Genomic DNA, 19,690 nt, shown 5'->3' with positions numbered 1-19,690 from the left:
CGAGCCTTGCTAGAGCGTGCTCGCAGTCAGTATCTCAGCGCTTATTTGCGCGGCGAAACCAGTGCGGGTTTGGGCTTTTCTTCCGGCGCATGGAACAGCAGGAAAAGCTGAGTCAGCACGCCAGGAATGTGCTCCATCATGTCTTCGACCATATCCTGGTCTTCTTCAATCTCAATAAACTCAGGCTGATCAGCAAAGAGCCCCGAGCCAACCATCACGGGCAGCAGTAGTTCGCTTACCAGTTCTTCGTCATTGTTGAACCAGGCTTCCTCGCGCAAAAACACGCCTTCCATGAAACCGATACACCAGCTGCGCAAGTCAGAGTAGTCCGGCTCATCACCGAGGCTCAGTTCGCAGGGCAGCTCCATATCCTCATCGCTGGCCAGTTCACGCGCCAGGCGGATTTTCAGCTCGCGCAGGGTACTGACGATATCGGTCTTCTGCTGATCGTCAGCATAGTTTGGGGTTTCGGCAAACAGCTCAGCCAGCCACTCGTCTTCAGCCACGTCTTCGGGGCTAACCGACAGGGCTGTCAGGTAGCCGCAGGCGGCCATATAGTCCAGCGCTTCATCGTGCAGGTCATCGGCGTCCAGGAATTGCTGTAGTCGCTGGAGTTGATCATTAAATGACATGGGACACCTCTCTATGATTATTCCGGCATTTTACGCATGCCCCCGGACAATTGCCAAAGACGTTATACTCGACGACCCAAAGAGTTGGTCCTGAACTGCATAGGAGTTTCATGCGCGAGCAAGCCCTGCAACAACTTCGCGACGTTTTTGGCTATGGCGAATTCCGTGGTCAACAGGCTGATATCATCGACCAGGTGGCCACCGGTGGTGACGCTTTGGTGCTGATGCCGACGGGTGGCGGCAAATCTCTGTGCTATCAGCTGCCAGCATTGCTGCGTGATGGCCTGACGGTTGTGGTCTCGCCGCTGATTGCCTTAATGGAAGATCAGGTTGCCACCCTGACCGAGCTAGGTCTGCGCGCAGCTGCCTTAAACTCCACGTTGAGCGATGATCAGCAGCGCGAGATTGCACGCCAGATGCGCGCAGGGGAACTTGATTTTCTTTATATGGCGCCGGAGCGCCTGCTCAAGCCGCGTACCCTGAACTTTTTGCAGTCGCTGAATATTGCGTTGTTTGCCATAGATGAAGCCCACTGTGTGTCGCAGTGGGGGCATGACTTCCGCCCGGAATACCTGCAACTGGGGCAATTGAGCGAGCTGTTTCCCGGTGTGCCGCGCATGGCGCTGACCGCAACAGCAGATGAGCGCACCCAGGCCGAAATTGTGCAGCGTCTCAAGCTGGAAGACGCCGCGCACTTCATGTCGGGCTTCGACCGACCCAATATTTTTTACCGTATTGTCCCCAAGGATAAGCCGCGTCAGCAGTTGCAACAGTTTTTGCGTGGTCATCGCGGCAATGCGGGCATCGTCTATTGCCTGTCGCGTAAGAAAGTTGAAGATACGGCCGCCTGGTTGAGTGATCAAGGCTGGCCGGCGCTCCCGTATCATGCTGGTTTGCCGCCAGACCTGAGGGCTACGCACCAGAAGCGGTTCCTCAATGAGGAAGGCCTGATCATGGTGGCAACTATTGCTTTTGGTATGGGTATCGATAAATCCAACGTGCGCTTTGTTGCCCACCTGGACTTGCCGAAAAGTATTGAAGCCTATTATCAGGAAACCGGGCGTGGTGGTCGCGATGGCCTGCCGGCCGATGCCTGGATGGCCTATGGGCTGCAGGATGTACTGATGCTCAATCAGATTATGGCCAACTCCGAGGGTGATGAGCGCCACAAGCGCATCGAACGGCATAAGCTGGACGCCATGCTGGCGCTCTGTGAGATGACCAGTTGCCGTCGTCAGGCGTTGTTGGGCTACTTTGGCGAAGAGCTGGCTAAACCCTGCGGTTATTGTGACAACTGTCAGGAGCCCGTCGCTACCTGGGACGGTAGCGAACCGGCACGCATGGCATTGTCCACTGTCTACCGCAGCGGCCAGCGCTACGGGGTTGGGCATCTGGTCGATATCTTGCTTGGCCGCGATAACGAAAAAATCCGCACTTCCGGACATCAACACCTTTCCACGTACGGTATTGGCAAGTCCTTGGCTGAAACAGAATGGCGTTCGGTGTTCCGCCAGCTGATTGCCCGCGCGCTGGTTGAAATCGATCTGGACGGCTTTGGTAGTCTGCGGCTCGCCGATAGTTGCCGCCCCTTGTTACGCGGCGAGGAGACCCTGTTACTGCGTAAGGATGTGACGCGTACTAGTGCGCCGCTTGGCAAGCCCGGCAACAAGGCAGTCATTGCCGACGCTGATCGCGAGCTGTGGGAGGCGCTGCGTGCCAAGCGCAAGCAGCTGGCCGATGCGCATGGCGTACCGCCTTACGTCATCTTTCCCGACAGCACCTTGGTCGATATGCTACGGCAACGTCCGGATACGTTGCAGGATATGGGGCTGGTCAGCGGGATTGGTTCGCACAAGCTGGAGCGTTATGGCGCGGACTTCCTGCAGGTGTTGCAGCAAACGGGGGCGGGTAGCGAGCTGGTTGAGCAGGACGCCAAAGCTCAGGCCCATGAAATCAACGCGCTGGTACTCTCGGGTATGAGTGCAGAGCAGGCCGCGCTGCAGGTAGGCAAGCCATTGAGGCAGGTTTACAGCCAGTTGGCACAGGCGATTGCCACGGGTGATCTGACGCTGGAGCAGGCTATTGATATCGGCCCGGCTCAGCTCGAGCGCATTCAGGATGCCTTTCTCAATCATGACGGTGAAGATTTGCCCGGCGTGCGTACCCTGGCGCGTGAACTGGATGAAGCTATAGACGAAGGGGTGCTGCATTGCATACGCGCCGCGCTGGTGGCAGAGATCAGCGGTTGAGAATGCTCGGGCGCAACCAGTAAATCAGAAGGTTTGCCCGAGCTTCATGTAAAAGGCTTCCTGGCCTTCTTCATTGGCGCCCAGACCAAAAAATAGTGGTCCGAGCAGTGTATCCATTCCCAGTAGCAGGCTGCCGGCACCGAAGTAACCGGTGTCGAAGCCTTCTTCATCGCGGTTGTAGACCCGGCCATATTCCAGACTGGTACCGACGTAGAGTGGTAGGCTGAGAATATCGAAATAGCTGGGGTTTAGCCGGCGGTAGTACACCATCCGTCCTAGTTGATAGTTTTGCCCGGCTAGTCCGTCTTGCCGGTAGCCTGAGAATAAGCCGGGGCCGCCCAGAATGAAGCTGCTTTGCGCCACGTTGACGTCACTGTCTGTGCGACCTATAAAGGCCCCCAGCTGCATACTGTTGAGACCAAAGCCAAACGCCTTGTTGGCTTTGATCTCAAATTGTTGATAGCGCTCATCGGCGCCTAGGTCGGGTTCTGATTGCCGCCAGCTGATGTTGGCTTCGTCGCCGGAGTGAGGGAAGTTCACGTTATCCAGGGTGTCGCGATTGAACTCGATACCGTAAAAGGCCTCTTCAAAGTTAATACTGGGGGATTCCGGGTCACCGACGCGGACTTTGGATTGCCCCCAGTAACGTGACAGGCCAAAGCGCACCTCACCGGTATTGGCTATCTGCCGACCCAGGTTGATGCCGGTACCGTAGCGGCGCTGGCGATAGTCCACCACCGGTATATCGTCCTGAAGCACTTCAACGTTGCGCGACTCACCGTCGACGAAGGGCGCGATAAAGTAACGCGAGCCATAGTCCAGTGGCTGGTAGAACTCGGAGTAGAGGATCTGGTGCGCGCCTACTTGCAGGCGTGTCAGCCACTCCGCGCCCAGCGGGTTGAGGCCGTTAACGCGGAAGCTGGCACCGATGTTGTATTGGCTGCCACCTTCAAAGTCATCGACCAGATTCAGACCCAGGCGCAAGTAGTCCGTGCCTGTGCGGCGTCCGGCCGTGTGGATAAGCAACGTATTGTGACCATCCTCGTGCACTACCTCGTAGGTGACGCGACTGAAGTAGTCGGTACCGTAAACGGTGCCCATGTCGGTCTGCAAGCGAGCGAGATTAAGCGGCTCGCCGACTTCTTGCCGGATCATGGCGAGTACCACTTCGTCAGCAACCTTGCCGCTGTTGTCGACTTCTATAGCATCAATGATTGCCTGGCGCTGGGGGCGAGCACTGGCAAGATTGCCGCCGCTAACCGGTTCTCCCGGGTTGATGAAAGACAGCGCCTGATGAGAGGTGCGCAGGCTGGCGGCACCAGCCTCTATCGCCTCGGCACTGCGTTCAAAGCTGTTAAAGCCCATATCACCCAGTTGTGGCTGTAGCAACAGATCCTGCGGTCCCAGGGTGGCCAATTGTTTCTCGGAGTTGGCGCGGGTCAGCAAGGTGGTGGTTTGATCCATGATGTCCAATACGCTTTTCAGCTCTTGCGTGGACTTCAATGGGGTGCCGATATCAACCACGATAACGCGGTCAACGCCCATGGCACGGGCGACATCAATGGGCAGGTTCTTGGATAACACGCCATCGACCAGTAGGCGGCCATCGACTTCTACCGGTGAGAAAAAGCCGGGTAGTGCCAGGCTGGCGCGAATGGCCAGGGGCAGGTGCCCATGATCAAAAATAACGGCTTCGCCGCTGGCGATATCCGTTGCTACCGCACGGAAAGGGATAGGTAGTCGGTTGAAATCGTCAATTTCGTTGGTATGCACCAACAGGCTTTCCAGTTGCAAGCCCAGGTTTTGTCCTTGCAGCAGGCCGAGAGGAAAGCTGAGCTTGCCGTGATCGAAACTCAGACGCTGTTTGACCAGAAAGTCGCGATCATCCTGCTTACGTCGGAAGGGTATGTCTTCGCGCAATGGCGCGTCGGCGAGGGTATTCTGCCAATCCAGGTCAAGCGCTATCTTCTCCAGCTCTTCAGCACTGTAGCCCGCAGCGTAGAGACCGCCGATGACCGCACCCATGCTGGTGCCGGCGATCGCGTCAATCGGGATATTCATCGCCTCAAGCTGCTTGAGAACGCCGATGTGCGCGAGCCCACGTGCCCCGCCGCCAGATAGAACCAAGCCCGTACGCAAGGGTTCGGCGCAAGCCCAACTCGAGAGGGTGAGCAACAGTAGCAGTAGAGCCCGTTTCAGCATGCTTGGCTTCCAGACGACAGATAGCGTTATTAAAAGCGGCCATTGTATACGAAGGCCAGCCTTTGTGCGGCGCTCAAAGCAAGTTGGGGACTGTCATCGCAGAGACGTATTAGTGTCACAAACCAGTCACGCCCACTGCGTAGCCTGACAGCATCTTCCAAAGGAGATGGGCGTATGAACAGTGGCGTGTCGTTGCCGACAGAAAAGAAGCAGAAAGTGAAAACCTTGTGGATTTCGGATCTGCACCTGGGTACGCGCGGGTGTCAGGCTGAAAAGCTCGCAACCTTTCTCAAGTCCTATGATTGCGAACATCTTTATCTGGTCGGCGACATCATCGACGGTTGGCGCTTGCGCAAAGGTATTTACTGGCCCCAGTCGCACACCAATGTGATGCGGCGCGTTCTCACGATGAGCAAGCGCGGTACGCGGGTGACCTACGTTACCGGTAACCACGACGAGTTCTTGCGCCGCTATTCGAGCCTGCAGCTGGGCAATATCGAGCTGGTCGACGAGGCGATTCATACGACGGCCGATGGGCGTCAGCTGCTGGTCATACACGGTGATCAGTTTGACGTCATAACCCGCTGCCATCGCTGGTTAGCCTTCCTGGGTGATCATGCCTACGAGTTCAGTCTGGTCCTCAACCGCTGGTATAACCATTGGCGCAGCCGGTTTGGTTATGGCTACTGGTCGCTGTCTGCCTACCTTAAGCAGCGGGTAAAGAAAGCCGTCAACTTCATCAGCGACTTTGAGGATGGGATAGCCCACGAGTGCGTCAAAAGAGGCTATGACGGCGTGGTCTGCGGGCACATTCACCATGCCGAAATTCGCCATGTGAAAGGCATCGAGTACCACAACTGTGGTGATTGGGTGGAGTCCTGCACGGCGTTGATAGAGCACGAAGATGGTCGCATTGAGCTGTATCGCTGGGACGATGCCGTGCTACTGGAGCGCGCGGATGAAGCCGATGCGTTGAAGGCGAGAGCGGCGGCCTGAGCGGTGCCCTGGGGCAGGTGCACTGCCTTCGGGCAGGTTAGACAATGACTTTGTCCTTAAGCTTGCGCGCCGCCTGCTCCAGGGCCGTTACGATCTGATCCTTGTCGTAGTTGCGAATATTGTTGGTATCAAGATACATGGAGAAGCCCGCCATCTCGTGCTCAACAAAGGTCGGCGCAATACCCAGCTCGCGCCGCAGACCAACGACCTGATAGATCTGTACTGGTCGCGAAAAGCCCTTGACGCTGATCTGACCTTTGTCACGGCACATGATGATGTCTTTGATCAGCGAATAGGTTTCGTGCGAAATCAGGATTTCACCAGCGTCGGCGGCGCTTTCGAGCCTGCTTGCCAGGTTCACCTCGCGTCCGATGATGGTGTAATCCATGCGCGTGGCGGCGCCAAAGTTACCGACGGTGCAATAACCCGTGCTCAAGCCCATGCGAATTTCCAGCGGCTTGGTGATACCGCTGCTACGCCACTGTTGACGCAAGACCTTCATGTGCTTGCGCATGGCAATGGCCATGGAGACGGCGGCCTCTGCATCTTGCTTGACGCCACTGCTCTTCGGGTCACCAAAAAACACCATGACGCAGTCGCCAATAAACTTGTCGATGGTGCCACCATGCTGCAACGCAATGCGTGACATCTCCGTCAGGTAGCTGTTCAGCAGGTCGGTCAATGCTTCAGCTTCCAGCTCTTCTGCCAGTTCGGTAAAGCCACGAATGTCAGAGAAAAAGACGGTTAGTTTTTTTCGGCGCGTCTCCAGTTTGACCGTGCGTTTACCGGAGAAAATCGACTCCCACACTTGCGGCGACAGATACTTGGACAGGTTGGCGGCCAGCTTGGCGGTTTTCTCCTGCTCGGCACTGATTACCGCCTGAGCCGCTTCCAGATTTCTGCCTTGGCGATGGACGAAGGCCGCAGTCGTCAGGATACAGAGGCTGGTGCTGAGAATACTGGTTACCGAGACGAGCACGGAGCTGTGCACGTTAAGCTCGGGAGTGAACGCGGCTGCGCAAAGCAGCATGCCAGCAATGGTGAGCAGCCAACTGGCAATGAGATAGGTCGTACCGCCAGCGATCAGGCAAGAGAAGCCAAGTAGTAGTGTGAACATCAGGCTGGGCACAAAGTTAAAGCCCACTAGTGCCACGAACATACCGGTATGCAGTGCGTCCAGCGCGAGCAGAATCAGGCGCCGTGGTACCTGGTTATTGTGCATCAGCCATTTGGGTAGATATTGGGCCAACTGCGGGTAGGCAAGAGCATAGAGGATCGCAGCTAGAACAGTATTGGTATGGCCGTTCTCGACCAGCACGGCAGCAAAGGTCACCGCGACGGACAAATAGGCTATGACCCTGGAGTAGTAGCCTTCCAGTGGCGGTCTAACAGGAGTTATACGGCTTTTTGCAGTCATGATCAGTCGGTTTCCAGGGCCTGGTGAGATATCCGGGCTGGGAAATGCCAGTCGAACCATCTCGCTGGCTGATCATAATATGACTGGGTATCCGGGGGGAACACCAAGGTTGCCCCGCAATCGTGCGATCTGGGGTCTATTGACCATTCGTCAGGCGCGGCGCCAGCCAGTTAAATGCCGTACTTTCCTGTCTGGCGCGCTACTTTGGTGCGTTTTACACCATGGGGTTGATCCGTTGCCGGAGTCAGTCCATGGATTTGTAAATTGAGCGTTTTGGCTTGGCGAATACATTGCGTAGCATCGGCTCGAAAAACGCCAGCGGCTCACTTTCGTAGTCGGCGTCAAACGCGGTTGCGTCATATTTGGCGCAGAATTCGGCCGTGTATTGATACAACGGGTGATCCTTGAACTGGTCGCGCAGGTGACGATCCATGCCCAGGTGGTGAAAGAAATAATAGCCCTGAAAAATACCGTGTTTCTCGACCATCCACAGGTTTTCTTCGCTGACAAAGGGCTTCAGGATGGCCGCAGCGATATCGGGGTGGTTGTAGCTGCCGAGGGTGTCGCCGATGTCGTGTAATAGCGCGCAGACGACGTATTCCTCGTCACGGCCATCGCGGTGTGCGCGTGTGGCCGTTTGTAATGAATGCTGCAGACGGTCAATCGGGAAGCCGCCAAAGTCGCCGTCGAGCAGCATGAGATGGGCAATGATGCGGTCAGGCAACTGCTTGGCGAAAGGGCGGTAATGATCTGAAATGATGCCCCAGTCTTCGGCGGTACCTTCCTGCATCGCGCTAAAGGTTGCACGTTGCTCACCCATGGTTGAGCTCCTCTTATTGTGGTTTTGGATCAGGCTTTGTTGGCATCATAGTTCCACAAGGCGGGGCTGACTGTCGCGCTGCTGACATTCGAAGTGTATGCAAGGTTAAAAGCGAATTCGTCCGGTCAGTGCATCACGTAACATGACCCAGTCGCCAAGCAAGCTATAGAGTGGATAGGTAAAGGTGGCGGGCCTGTTGTGTGCAAAAAAGAAGTGACCGACCCACGCAAAGCCGTAGCCCGCAACCGGGATGGCCAGCAGCAGCCACCAAGCCTGAGATACCACTACGCAGGCCAGAATAAGTAGTACCAGAGCGCTACCGGCATAATGCAGGCGGCGGCAGATGTCATTCTGATGTTCGCTCAGATAGTAAGGGTAGAACTCAGCGAAGCTGCTCAATCTCTCTTCCGTGCTGTGGTTTTTATGTTGGGACATAGTAACTCCGGATCGGCTGGATTTATTCGCTGCAGGTTGTTCCTGAGGATTGCAATAGTGAGGCGTTGAATTGCCACTATAGTGTAGGCTGTCGCTATAGCCATGGCCTTGTGCGCCAGAACGCTATCTGCGTTTGGCAATTTATCTTGGTGGTAACTTTGTTCTATGATCTGGCGCCAATTAACATCGGTTTCACCGTCAAATTGATCATCCTTGTTGCGAGAAATCATGGGGCACGCTGAACGCACGACATCTGCTGGCTGGGCCAGGGCTATTGTTCAAGCGCTGGAGAACAGTGGCCTGAACGCGGCTGACCTGTTTGCTGATTTAGGCATAGAGGCGGCAGTGCTCAGCGATCCCGATGGGCGTATTCCGCAAGACAGTATGACGCGGTTATGGCAGCGTGCAGTGGAAATCTCAGGTAATCCGGCGATTGGCTTGAATATGGCGCAGACTATGCGCCCTGGCCATTTCAGCGTGGTTGGCTATGCCATGATGTCGAGTAGTACCTTGCTGGAAGGCTTTGGCCGTGTCGTTCGTTATCAGCGCATTCTGGGAGAGTCGGCGGATCTCGTACTTTCGGTCGAACCCGGTTTTTATCGCATCAGCTTTGGCATCCACGGCGATCGTGTACCGGCATGCGCGCAGAGTCGGGACGCGGCCATGGCTTATGCCTTGGCTTTTTGCCGTTGGATGACGGCGCAGCACATTCGCCCGTTACGGGCGACCTTCGATATGCCTGAGCCCGCTAACCTGAAGCCCTACACAGAGCTGTTTGATTGCCCGCTTGAATTTGGCGCCAGCGCGCATAGTCTGGAGCTGGCGCGTGACTTGATGGAGGCGCCGCTAGCCTCAGCCAACCCTATGCTGGCGCAGTTGCATGATCGCTTTGCGGGTGATTATCTGGCGCGTTTTGAAACGGACCCGATAACCCATCAGGCGCGGCAGGTTCTCTGCCGTTTGCTGCCGCAGGGTGAGCCAAAGCGTCAGGCGGTGGCGACGGCGATGAAGATGAGTACCCGTACCTTGCAGCGACGGCTGCAGGAGGAAGGAATCAGCTTTCAACAGCTGCTGGAAAAAACCCGGCGGGAACTGGCGCTGCAGTATCTCGGTCAACCCAAACTCACATTGTTTGAAATTGCTTGTCTGCTGGGTTTTGCTGATCCAAGCAATTTTTTCCGCGCGTTCAAACGTTGGTTTGGGTTACCACCAGGTCAGTATCGCGAACAGGTGTTGCTGAACGAGCGGCAGAGTCAATCGGAGGATGAATGTCAGTAGATGCTCTTAGCGCTCTGCATCAGCGTGTTTCAGTACCCCGCCTGATAGGGCCCGCACCTGATCCCGAGCAGCAGCAGGCAATGTTCGATGCGGCATTGCGTGCGCCGGACCATGCCTATCTGCGGCCCTGGCGCTTTCTGGTCATGCAGGATGAGGGGCTGGAGGCGCTGGGTGAGCTGTTTGGTAAGGCGGCGCTGGCGGATACCCCGGATCTGTCGGCCGACACCTTGGCTCGCACACAGGGGTTACCGCTGCGGGCGCCGCTGATGATCGTTGCCATTAGCTGTCATCACGAACACCCTAAGGTGCCCTTCATTGAGCAGGATCTCGCCTGCGGCGCGGCTGTCAGCAATATGCTGATTGCGGCGCATGCGATGGGGCTGGGCGCCGTTTGGCGTACCGGCGCGCTGGCTTATCACCCACTGGTGAAGCAGGGCTTGGGGCTGGCCGAAAATGAGCAGATCATTGCTTTTTTGTACGTTGGTCACCCGGCTGGTGAGCGCAAGCAGGTGCCGCAGCTCAATAGTGATGACTTCTTCCAGCGTTGGCCCCACAGCACCTAGTGTTGTGGTAACTCAACCACTGCTTTAAGTCCGTTGCCGTCGGCACTGGTAAAGGTCAGTTTGCCGTTGTGGCGTGCAATAGCGCGCGCGGCAATGGTCAGCCCGAGCCCGTATCCGGTGTCTGGTGCTTGTCCCGGCAAGCGCACGAAGGCTTCAGTGAGCCTGTTCAGCCAAGGCTCCGGTACGCCTGGCCCTTGATCTTCCACGCTGATTTGCCAATGTGCCCCCTGTTTTTTTACCTGGATGCGGATACTGCCGTCCTGCGGGCTAAAGCGCTGGGCATTGCGTAGCAGATTATCGAAGGCGCTGGCCAACTGATCGGGCCAGCCGCTCAGGCGCAGATCACTTTTACCTTCAAGAGTAATCTGTAGGTCAGGGCTGGCGAACTGGGCATCTTCAACCACCTGCGCAAGCAGCGGATCCAGCGCGAATGATTGGGCCGGTTCTGTCGGGCTATCGAGTCGACTTAGGCTGAGTATCGCGTCGATCAGACGGTCCAGGCGGTCGCATTCAAGATCCAGGCGCTGCCATAGCGCGGCGTCAGCATTTATCTGGCGCTGGCTACCCAGCGCCACACCAACGCGCAGTCGAGCAAGCGGAGAGCGCAGTTCATGGGAGATGTCGCGCATTAACTGCTGTTGGCTTTCCAATAACGTCTGTACTTGTCCTGCCATATGTCCGAATTGCCGCGATAAATCGCCAATCTCATCTTTACGTTGGTTGACGCGGTCGAGGGTTTTGGCTTGGAATTGGCCACTACCCAACGACTGAGCTGCCAAGCCAAGTTCGCGCAGCGGAGCTGTCAGGTAGCGGCTAAGCAACAGACTGAGTAGCGCCAGTAGGCCCATGCCCATGGCAATATTGAGTAGCAACCGAATGGGGGCTCGCTCGCTGTTCCAGAGGCCCGGTTCGGCGATATGGACTGCCAGCAGGTAGTCATCGTGCTCTGTTTGCCAGCTAAGTTGCAGCATTCTGCCGCGCGATCGTGGCGGCGGTGGCATTGAGGGCCGTGGGCGGGCTTCATCGTTCGGGTCAATTCGTGGGCCGCGTCGCAGCGTGCCGGGTAGCAGGCTTTGGCCATTGCTATCGAACAGGCGCGCACTTATTTGATGTTGTCGCCGCTGTAGCTCAAGCCAGGCTTGTGCTGCAGCGGCGCCTTGTTGTTCATAGCGGCTGGTCAGTTGCGCGGCAAAGTCACGCAGAGGTGGGTTTAATTGCAGCAGCAGCCAGTCCTGCTGCAGTGCGCGACTGACCAGAAAGCCTGAGCCACCGACCAGCAATGTGGCGAGCCAGAGTACGGCAAAGACTTTCCAGAACAGGCGCATTCATGAACTCCGCTGGTGGTCGGTTATGGCTTGGCGCATGGGCGGTCGTCGCGGTGCTCACGACGTTCTGCCATGCGCTCGCGACGCTCTGTCCGCATTGCTTCTGCCTTGTCTCGCTGCTCTGCTGTCAGCACAGCATCCATCCGTGATTTGGCTTCTTCGCGCAGCGCTCGCATCTTGGTGCCTTCTTCTGCTCGAATCTGGCGGATTTGCTCTTGTTGTTCGCTGGTCAGTGATAATGCTTCAGTCATGCGCTGCATGCCACGCTCATGCCGATCATTGTTGGCAGCGCCTGCCAGTGCTGCGCCAGACATAAAGGTGGCAACGATAAGCGTGGCGGTAAGTAGGCGTTTTTTCATGGTATTTCTCCGAGTCGACCTGGCCGGGTTATCCCGGTCATTGGCTACAGAGTGTAAAGATCGGTATGTCAGCTGTAGCCGGGACTTGGTAAAGATTTGGTAAAGATGGCGTTACCAGACAGGGTCAGGCGCTGAACAGGTAGCCGCGGCTACGAATGGACTGGATGCGTGGATGACCCTCTGGGTGCGCGCCGAGTTTGCGGCGCAGGTTGCTGATATGCATGTCCAGGCTGCGATCATAGCTACCCAGATTTTTCCCCAAGGCGCTGAGTGATAGCGTCTGGCGGTCGACCAACTGCCCGGGTTTTTCCATCAGGGTGCGCAGGATCAGTGCCTCGCTTTGGGTCAATTGCAGTGGCTGGTCGTCTAGCCAGGCGAGCAGGCTGTCGTAGTCGAGCTTGAGATTGCCCGCTTGTAGCTGGTTATTGCTGCCGGGTTGGCTGCGACGCAGTAGTGCTCGCAGGCGGGCGACCAGTTCGCGCGGATCGCAGGGCTTGGCCAGATAGTCGTCTGCCCCCAGCTCGAGCCCCAAAATCCGGTCGACCGGCTCGCCGCGGGCGCTCAGCATGAGTACTGGCGTTTTGCAGCTTTGGCGCAGATGCCGAAGAATATCGAGACCATTCATGCCCGGTAGCATCACGTCCAGAATGATGGCAGCAAAATTACCCTGATTCGCCGCCTCTAGGCCACTGGGGCCGTCGTGGGCAGCGCTCAGCTCAAAGCCTTCGACCGCCAGCCAGTCTTTCAGCAGCTCACAGAGTTCCTGGTCATCGTCGATGATCAGTACCGGGTGTGGCGTCAGTTCAGCCATTCGTTGCGTTTGCGCCGCCCGATTTTTGCCAGCATGAAACCGAGAAACAGGCTGGCCGCAACGGTAAGGCCGCCGACCAGAAACCAGCGCTGGCGCTGCTGAACCAGAGCGGTCTGTGCACTCAGGCGCGCGGCTTGATTATTGTTGCGCAGCTCCTGGTTCTCTTGCTGCAGTTGCTGGAAAGACTCGCCGGGTGAGTTGTTGGCCAATTGATCCGCAAGCCGTTGGCGCTCGGACTCCACTTTGGCCAGTTCTGCCTGCAAAGTACCCAGATCCTGCTCTTGATTGGCAGACTCATTGGTTACCGTGGTCTCTGTAGCCAGTTCTGCTTCCTGAGCGGTCGCAGCAGCTGCAAACATCAGCGTACTGAGCAGCAAGGCCGGAGCAGAGAAACGTTTGAACATGAGCAATATCCTTGGATTAAGCTGGAAAGACACGCTTGAAAGGTTTTACCGTGACCTGTTGATAAACACCAGCCGCGACATACGGATCAGCATCAGCCCAGGCTTGCGCTTGCTCAAGTGAGGCGAATTCCGCTACCACCAGGCTGCCGCTGAAGCCAGCACTGCCAGGGTCGGCTGCATCAACCGCCGGGTGTGGGCCGGCGAGCAGCAGGCGGCCTTCGTTCTGCAGTGTCTGCAGGCGCGCGAGATGATCGGGACGGGCGGCCAAGCGGGCGCTCAGGCTGTCTACTTTATCGGTAGCCATGATGGCGTAGAACATTGCACTTCCTTGAAACGGTGGTTGTGTGTAGGGTGCCGGCTTGCTTGCGTCGAGCGCGGTTGGGCACCTGATATCGTTCATGTTGCTTAGGTATTGAACCAGCTTAGGCCGCATAATAGGCGAAAAGCGCGCTGTCCCGTCAAGCGCTGGACCCGAAGGAGAGTCATTTGTTAGCTGATTTGCATATGCATAGCACCGCCTCCGATGGTGCTCTGGACCCTGCCGAATTGATGCGTCGTGCCAGTGAAGCGGGCGTGGAGCTTATAGCACTGACTGATCACGACTGCGTCGATGGTCTGGAAAGCGCTGCCAAGACGGCTGGTGAGCTGGGTATGCGCTGGGTCAGTGGCGTAGAAATGTCGGCGCAATGGTATGGCCACACGCTGCATATTCTCGGGTACGCTTTCGACCCGCTCCATCCTGTGATGATGCAGTCCTTGGCTGAGGTGCGTGATGGTCGCTGGCGGCGTGCTGAGCAGATTGACAAACGCTTGGCTGCCAAGCGTATGCCGGGCGCCTACGAGGGTGCTGTAGCGGCGCAGTTGGCCGCGGGTGGGCAGGCAGATCAGCCACCGGGTCGGCCGCATTTCGCCGACTGGATGGTGACCGCCGGACATGTCAGTGATCGCGGCGAGGCTTTTCGTAAATGGCTGGGATCAGGCAAGTTGGGGGATATCAAGCAGCACTGGCCGACCCTGCCTGAAGTAGTACAGCAAATTCGCAGCTCTGGCGGAATAGCGGTAGTCGCTCATCCTTGGCTCTACGGTTTGACGCGCAGCAAATTACGCGCCTTGTTGCGCGAGTTTGCCGCCGCCGGCGGTCGAGGTATCGAAGTGGCTAACGGCAAGCAGCCGGTCGAGCAAGTTGCCTATCTGGGCAAGCTGTGTGTTGAATTTGGTTTTCTTGCCAGTTGCGGCAGTGATTTTCATACGCCGGATTCACCCTGGACCGGGCTTGGCAAAATGACCGCTTTGCCGCCAGATTGTGAGCCCGTCTGGGATGATAGGCTGTTTGCGAGCTAAACTTGAGTAGTGGCAAGTCAAACCTCGTAACCCAACGCAGAGTACCCTTAGATTATGAGTCAGTTTTTTCACGTTCATCCAGCCAACCCCCAGGCGCGGCTTATTCGCCAGGCTGCAGATATTATTCTGCAGGGCGGGGTAGTCGCTTACCCCACGGACTCGGCCTATGCGCTGGGGTGCCGTTTGGGTAATAAAGAGGGGCTGGAGCGCATTCGCCGCTTGCGCCAGCTGGATGACAAGCACAACTTCACCCTGGTGTGTCGCGATCTGTCCGAGTTAGGAGTGTATGCCAAGGTGGATAACACCATCTTTCGGTTGCTCAAGGCGACTACCCCTGGGCCTTACACCTTTATCCTCAACGCCACGACCGAAGTACCACGCTTGCTGCTGCACCCCAAGCGCCGCACTATCGGTCTGCGTATTCCGGATCATCAGATCACGCTGGACCTGCTGGCGGCGCTCGGTGAGCCAATGATGAGCGTCACCTTGATGCTGCCCGATGACAATCTACCGCTCACGGACCCGGAGCGGATCCGCGACTTGTTGGGCAAGCAGCTGGACTTGATCATTGATGGCGGCGCCTGCACTGTGGAGCCTACCACTGTGCTTAGCTTGCTCAATGGCGAGGTAGAATTGATGCGCGAAGGCCTCGGTGACCCGGAACCTTTTGGTATCAGTCGCAGTGTTCAGCATGAAGACTGAGCAGGAACGCTGACGTAGCCGGCAATATCGGTATAATCGCCCCCTAATCATAGCCACAATACTTTCAGGAGTTACCCTTGAGTTCTGTTGATTCGCAGCGCCGTGTTTTGTCAGGCATGCGCCCTACCGGGCGTTTGCATCTGGGCCACTATCACGGCGTGCTAAAAAATTGGGTCAAGTTGCAGCACGAGTTTGAGTGCTTTTTCTTTGCCGCCGACTGGCACGCACTGACTACCCATTACGAGAATCCTCAGGGCATCGAGCAAAGCGTATGGGACATGCTGATTGACTGGCTGGCGGCAGGTGTCAGCGGTAACTCATCCACGCTCTTTATTCAGTCGCAAGTGCCCGAGCATGCCGAATTGCACCTGTTGCTGTCGATGATGACGCCGGTCAGCTGGCTGGAGCGCGTGCCAACCTACAAAGATCAGCAGGAAAAACTCAAGGATAAGGACCTGGCGACCTATGGCTTCCTCGGGTACCCCTTGCTGCAGAGCGCAGACATTCTGATTTATCGCGCAGGCCAGGTACCAGTGGGTGCCGATCAGGTCGCGCACGTCGAGATAACACGCGAAGTGGCTCGTCGCTTCAACCATTTGTACGGCAAGGAAGTCGGCTTTGAAGAAAAGGCCGAAGCCGCCGTGCACAAAATGGGTAAGAAAGCGGCCAAGTTGTATAACAACCTGCGCAAGGCTTATCAGGAACAGGGCGATGCTGATGCGCTGGAAACGGCCCGCGCACTGCTGAAAGAGCAGCAGAACATCACCCTGGGCGATAAAGAGCGTCTGTTCGGCTTCCTTGAGGGCGGCGGCAAGGTGATCCTGCCTGAGCCGCAGGCGCTGCTGACGCCTGACTCCAAGATGCCTGGCCTGGATGGCCAGAAAATGTCCAAGTCGTATGGCAATACCATAACGCTGCGTGACACAACGGATGAGGTGTCGGAAAAAGTCCGCCGCATGCCTACTGACCCCGCTCGAGTGCGCCGCACCGATCCGGGTGACCCAGCCAAGTGCCCGGTATATCAGCTGCACCAGGTATACACCGATCAGGCTACCCATGATTGGGTCCAGGAAGGCTGCCGTAGTGCCGGTATTGGCTGTATCGATTGCAAAAAGCCAGTGATTGACGCCATCAGTAGTGAATTGGCGCCAATGCAGCAGCGTGCGCGTGACTATGAAGACAACCCCGATGCGGTTCGTTTGATTCTCAATGAAGGTACCGAGCGGGCGCGAGAAGCGGCGCGCGATACTCTTATCGAAGTGCGCCAGGCCATGGGCCTGCACTACCGGCAGTGATGCATGGCTGATCAGCCGCAGGATGCAGCTGTCAGCTCCTCTGCTGATTCCGCCATCCGCCCCGCCAAGCCTCTTGCGCTGGGCGGTGGCGGCCAGCAGGAACTTCCGTTCGCCCTGGTTTACGGGCAGGCCTACACGGAGATGCCGCAGGACCTCTATATCCCGCCCGAGGCGCTGGAAGTATTTCTCGAAGCCTTCGAAGGGCCGCTCGACCTCTTGCTCTATCTGATTCGCAAACAGAACATTGATATTCTGGATATTCCGGTCGCGGAAATAACCCGTCAGTACATGGGTTATGTCGAGCTGATGCAGGAAGTACGCCTGGAGCTGGCTGCTGAATACCTGGTCATGGCTGCCATGCTGGCCGAGATCAAGTCGCGTTTGCTGTTGCCGCGACCCGAACGCGAAGATGACGAAGAGCACGACCCGCGTGCAGAGCTGATTCGTCGTCTGCAGGAATATGAGCGTTTCAAGAAAGCCGCAGAAGATATCGATAGCCTTTCCCGCTTGGGTCGCGATTTTCAGCTGGCCCAAGCCGAAGTGCCTGAGTACTCCTCGCGTCGTCCACACCCCGACGTGGATATGCAGGAGATGCTGCTGGCGCTGTCGGAGGTTTTGCGCCGTGCGGATATGTTTGAGAGTCACCAGATCAGCCGTGAGGCACTGTCTACCCGCGAGCGGATGGCGCAGGTACTGGATAAGCTCAAGGGGGGCAACTTTGTGCCCTTTGTCAGCCTGTTCAACAGCAGTGAAGGCAAGCTGGGTGTGGTGGTTACCTTTATGGCGGTGCTTGAGCTGGTAAAAGAACAGCTGGTTGACCTGGTGCAGAGCGAGGCTTATGCACCTATTCATATCAAGGCGAGAGGTGAAGATGAGTCAGCCACCGATTGAGCATATTCTTGAAGCCGCATTATTGGCTGCTGGTCGCCCCTTATCGCTGGATAAAATGCGCGAGTTATTCGATGAGGGCCTGCAGCCCGGCAACGAGGACCTGCGCAAAGCACTGGGCAAATTGACCAAGCACTACAGCTCACGTGCGATTGAATTACGTGAGGTGGCCAGTGGCTGGCGGTTGCAAGTGCGCGAAGCGTACACCCCCTGGGTAAGTCGCCTCTGGGAAGAGCGGCCACAGCGCTACTCCCGTGCCTTGCTGGAAACGCTTGCCTTGGTTGCCTATCGACAGCCGATTACGCGGGGCGAGATTGAAGATATTCGCGGCGTGGCGGTTAGCAGTCAGATTGTAAAAACCCTGCTTGAGCGCGAGTGGGTGCGCATCGTGGGGCACCGCGACGTGCCGGGCCGTCCGGCCATGTACGCTACCACGCGTCAGTTTCTCGACTACTTCAACTTGCGCAGCCTGAATGAACTGCCGCCCCTGGCCGCTGTGCGTGATCTGGATGAACTGGCCGCGGGACTGCCCTTGCAGGATGAAGGCGTTGATGCCGCCGCCGATGTGGATACGCCCTGGATGCCGGTTGAACCCTTGAAGCCACTGGAACCGGGGCAAGGTGAAAGTGGCTTTCATCATCTGCTCGATGAGTTGAACGCAATGGAAGCCAACCTCAAAAGTGACTTTGATGACATGCCGGTCTCGGACATGCCGGTCTCGGACATGCCGGTTGCGGACATGCCGATACGCTCCGCCAGTGGCGCGCCGGCAGATGATGCGGATACTTCGGACGAGTGAGCTGGCTGGCGCGGCGCACTGGTGCTATTCTTCGCAACCTTGATTAATTCCTACACCGGGAGGTGCCCGCATGACTGATGTAACCGAAACCGAATCCCCCTCTATCCCAGTTCCTGGCGAAAAGCTGCAGAAAGTACTCGCACGCGTCGGCCTGGGTTCGCGTCGCGAAGTTGAAGGCTGGATTTCCGCTGGCCGCGTCACCGTTAACGGTCATGTTGCCGAGTTGGGCTGTCGCGTCGATAGTCTCGATCAGATCAGCGTCGATGGACGTCCGCTCAAGCGTGACTTGAACACCGAAATCGTGCGCCGCGTCATGCTCTACAACAAGCCCGAAGGTGAGGTTTGTACCCGCGACGACCCTGAAGGTCGCCCCACGGTTTTTGACCGACTGCCGCGTCTGAAACAGGGCCGCTGGATCAACGTCGGTCGTCTCGACATCAATACCACGGGTCTGCTGCTGTTTACGACAGACGGCGAGTTGGCTAACCGCCTTATGCACCCGTCCTATCAAATGGACCGTGAATACGCGGTGCGGGTGATGGGTGAGGTGGAAGACGAGATGATTGAGCGCCTGAAAGAAGGCGTCATGCTTGAGGATGGTCCTGCCAAGTTTACTGATGTGGTGGCTTCCGGCGGTGAAGGTATCAACCGCTGGTTCCACGTTTGCCTGCTGGAAGGCCGCAACCGCGAAGTGCGCCGCCTGTGGGAATCCCAGGGTCTGCGCGTCAACCGTTTGAAGCGTGTGCGCTTCGGGCCGGTGTTTCTCGGGCCGGAACTGCCGGTTGGTCGCTGGCGCGAATTGAAGCAAAACGAACTGGATGCCCTGAGCCTTGAAGTGGGACTGGATCCGATCAAGCTGCCGGTGTTGAAAACCAGTGAAAAGGAGAAGCAGCAGCGTTTGGCGCGTAAGCCGTCGATGCACCAGGCCCGTCAGCCTCGCCGCACCAAGGTGCCGCGCAAATGAAGTTGAAGGACTAGTAGAATTTAAAAAATGCGCCATATTAGTGGCGCTTTTTTTTGCCTTTTTTTTAATCGCCATTTTTTTGATCTTTTTTGGTGCAATTGTTTGAGGTGAGCAGGGTGCTTTGCTATTGTCGCTCCATTAGTTGATGTTCAACAGTGAGGTTGACATGCGTGCTTCAGGGATAAGAACGAAAAAAAATAATGGGTTGTT

Annotated in this window: 19 protein-coding genes and 1 pseudogene; 10 read left to right on the top strand and 10 right to left on the bottom strand. The window is 56.9% G+C overall.

Annotated features, from left to right (window positions below; translation table 11 throughout):
* Window positions 1-41 precede the first annotated feature (41 nt).
* Window positions 42-632 (bottom strand): YecA family protein, encoded by a 591-nt coding sequence (locus H4J77_RS04040; protein WP_123889664.1) that lies wholly within the window; start codon window positions 630-632, stop codon window positions 42-44.
* A 110-nt stretch (window positions 633-742) separates the two neighbouring features.
* On the opposite strand from H4J77_RS04040, the gene recQ reads away from it, so the two are divergent.
* Complete coding sequence (gene recQ, locus H4J77_RS04035; RefSeq protein ID WP_182247132.1) at window positions 743-2,881, top strand: DNA helicase RecQ; 2,139 nt, start codon at window positions 743-745, stop codon at window positions 2,879-2,881.
* A 24-nt stretch (window positions 2,882-2,905) separates the two neighbouring features.
* On the opposite strand, the gene H4J77_RS04030 is transcribed toward recQ, so the two are convergent.
* Window positions 2,906-5,083 carry a patatin-like phospholipase family protein gene (locus H4J77_RS04030; RefSeq protein ID WP_123889662.1) on the bottom strand — a complete coding sequence of 726 codons (2,178 nt, stop codon included), beginning with the start codon at window positions 5,081-5,083 and terminating at the stop codon, window positions 2,906-2,908.
* Window positions 5,084-5,257: 174 nt separating this feature from the next.
* On the opposite strand from H4J77_RS04030, the gene H4J77_RS04025 reads away from it, so the two are divergent.
* The gene (locus H4J77_RS04025; protein WP_123889661.1) at window positions 5,258-6,079 is read left to right on the top strand and encodes a UDP-2,3-diacylglucosamine diphosphatase; all 822 of its coding nucleotides are present in this window, start codon (window positions 5,258-5,260) and stop codon (window positions 6,077-6,079) included.
* Window positions 6,080-6,116: 37 nt separating this feature from the next.
* Here the strand turns inward: H4J77_RS04025 and H4J77_RS04020 are convergent, their stop codons facing one another.
* The 3 genes from H4J77_RS04020 to H4J77_RS04010 all read right to left on the bottom strand — a co-directional run bounded on the left by H4J77_RS04020 (window position 6,117) and on the right by H4J77_RS04010 (window position 8,751).
* Complete coding sequence (locus H4J77_RS04020; protein WP_182247130.1) at window positions 6,117-7,496, bottom strand: adenylate/guanylate cyclase domain-containing protein; 1,380 nt, start codon at window positions 7,494-7,496, stop codon at window positions 6,117-6,119.
* A gap of 244 nt (window positions 7,497-7,740) precedes the next feature.
* A complete protein-coding gene (locus H4J77_RS04015; RefSeq protein WP_123889659.1) occupies window positions 7,741-8,316 on the bottom strand; it encodes an HD domain-containing protein in 576 nt (191 codons plus the stop codon).
* A 105-nt stretch (window positions 8,317-8,421) separates the two neighbouring features.
* Complete coding sequence (locus H4J77_RS04010) at window positions 8,422-8,751, bottom strand: Mpo1-like protein (RefSeq protein ID WP_182247128.1); 330 nt, start codon at window positions 8,749-8,751, stop codon at window positions 8,422-8,424.
* 228 nt (window positions 8,752-8,979) lie between these two features.
* On the opposite strand from H4J77_RS04010, the gene H4J77_RS04005 reads away from it, so the two are divergent.
* Both H4J77_RS04005 and H4J77_RS04000 read left to right on the top strand, forming a co-directional pair.
* A complete protein-coding gene (locus H4J77_RS04005; protein WP_182247126.1) occupies window positions 8,980-10,029 on the top strand; it encodes an AraC family transcriptional regulator in 1,050 nt (349 codons plus the stop codon).
* Window positions 10,020-10,592: a nitroreductase gene (locus H4J77_RS04000; RefSeq protein WP_182247124.1), complete on the top strand. Its 573-nt coding sequence runs from the start codon at window positions 10,020-10,022 to the stop codon at window positions 10,590-10,592. Before H4J77_RS04005 ends, H4J77_RS04000 begins: the two co-directional genes overlap by 10 nt.
* Here the strand turns inward: H4J77_RS04000 and H4J77_RS03995 are convergent.
* The 5 genes from H4J77_RS03995 to H4J77_RS03975 all read right to left on the bottom strand — a co-directional run bounded on the left by H4J77_RS03995 (window position 10,589) and on the right by H4J77_RS03975 (window position 13,810).
* The gene (locus tag H4J77_RS03995) at window positions 10,589-11,917 is read right to left on the bottom strand and encodes a HAMP domain-containing sensor histidine kinase (RefSeq protein ID WP_182247122.1); all 1,329 of its coding nucleotides are present in this window, start codon (window positions 11,915-11,917) and stop codon (window positions 10,589-10,591) included. The two genes, H4J77_RS04000 and H4J77_RS03995, sit on opposite strands and share 4 nt — an antisense overlap.
* Window positions 11,918-11,940: 23 nt before the next feature.
* A complete protein-coding gene (locus H4J77_RS03990; RefSeq protein WP_182247120.1) occupies window positions 11,941-12,276 on the bottom strand; it encodes a hypothetical protein in 336 nt (111 codons plus the stop codon).
* A gap of 124 nt (window positions 12,277-12,400) precedes the next feature.
* Window positions 12,401-13,087 (bottom strand): response regulator transcription factor, encoded by a 687-nt coding sequence (locus tag H4J77_RS03985; RefSeq protein ID WP_182247118.1) that lies wholly within the window; start codon window positions 13,085-13,087, stop codon window positions 12,401-12,403.
* The gene (locus H4J77_RS03980) at window positions 13,075-13,491 is read right to left on the bottom strand and encodes a hypothetical protein (RefSeq protein WP_182247116.1); all 417 of its coding nucleotides are present in this window, start codon (window positions 13,489-13,491) and stop codon (window positions 13,075-13,077) included. Before H4J77_RS03980 ends, H4J77_RS03985 begins: the two co-directional genes overlap by 13 nt.
* 16 nt (window positions 13,492-13,507) lie before the next feature.
* Window positions 13,508-13,810, bottom strand: a complete 303-nt coding sequence (locus H4J77_RS03975) for a YciI family protein (protein ID WP_123889651.1) — start codon at window positions 13,808-13,810, stop codon at window positions 13,508-13,510.
* Between the two features lie 167 nt (window positions 13,811-13,977).
* Here H4J77_RS03975 and H4J77_RS03970 point away from each other — a divergent pair, with 167 nt between their 5' ends.
* The 6 genes and pseudogenes from H4J77_RS03970 to rluB all read left to right on the top strand — a co-directional run.
* Window positions 13,978-14,832, top strand: a complete 855-nt coding sequence (locus tag H4J77_RS03970) for a PHP domain-containing protein (RefSeq protein WP_182247113.1) — start codon at window positions 13,978-13,980, stop codon at window positions 14,830-14,832.
* Window positions 14,833-14,886: 54 nt separating this feature from the next.
* On the top strand, window positions 14,887-15,534 hold the full coding sequence (locus H4J77_RS03965; protein ID WP_123889649.1) for an L-threonylcarbamoyladenylate synthase: 648 nt from the start codon (window positions 14,887-14,889) through the stop codon (window positions 15,532-15,534).
* A 77-nt stretch (window positions 15,535-15,611) separates the two neighbouring features.
* On the top strand, window positions 15,612-16,829 hold the full coding sequence (locus tag H4J77_RS03960; RefSeq protein ID WP_123889648.1) for a tryptophan--tRNA ligase: 1,218 nt from the start codon (window positions 15,612-15,614) through the stop codon (window positions 16,827-16,829).
* Between the two features lie 174 nt (window positions 16,830-17,003).
* A complete protein-coding gene (locus tag H4J77_RS03955; protein WP_372237894.1) occupies window positions 17,004-17,720 on the top strand; it encodes a ScpA family protein in 717 nt (238 codons plus the stop codon).
* Window positions 17,695-18,516 carry an SMC-Scp complex subunit ScpB gene (gene scpB, locus H4J77_RS03950; RefSeq protein ID WP_404940746.1) on the top strand — a complete coding sequence of 274 codons (822 nt, stop codon included), beginning with the start codon at window positions 17,695-17,697 and terminating at the stop codon, window positions 18,514-18,516. The genes H4J77_RS03955 and scpB overlap by 26 nt, the downstream gene beginning before the upstream one ends.
* A 70-nt stretch (window positions 18,517-18,586) precedes the next feature.
* Window positions 18,587-19,474, top strand: a pseudogene (gene rluB / locus H4J77_RS03945) (23S rRNA pseudouridine(2605) synthase RluB); the annotation flags it as partial.
* Between the last annotated feature and the right edge of the window lie 216 nt (window positions 19,475-19,690).

Origin of the sequence: Pseudomonas sp. 5Ae-yellow, assembly GCF_014077575.1 — a bacterium.
Taxonomy (GTDB): domain Bacteria; phylum Pseudomonadota; class Gammaproteobacteria; order Pseudomonadales; family Pseudomonadaceae; genus Halopseudomonas; species Halopseudomonas neustonica.
Note: the sequence above shows the minus strand (reverse complement) of the source record. Positions and strands in the feature narration are given on the sequence as shown.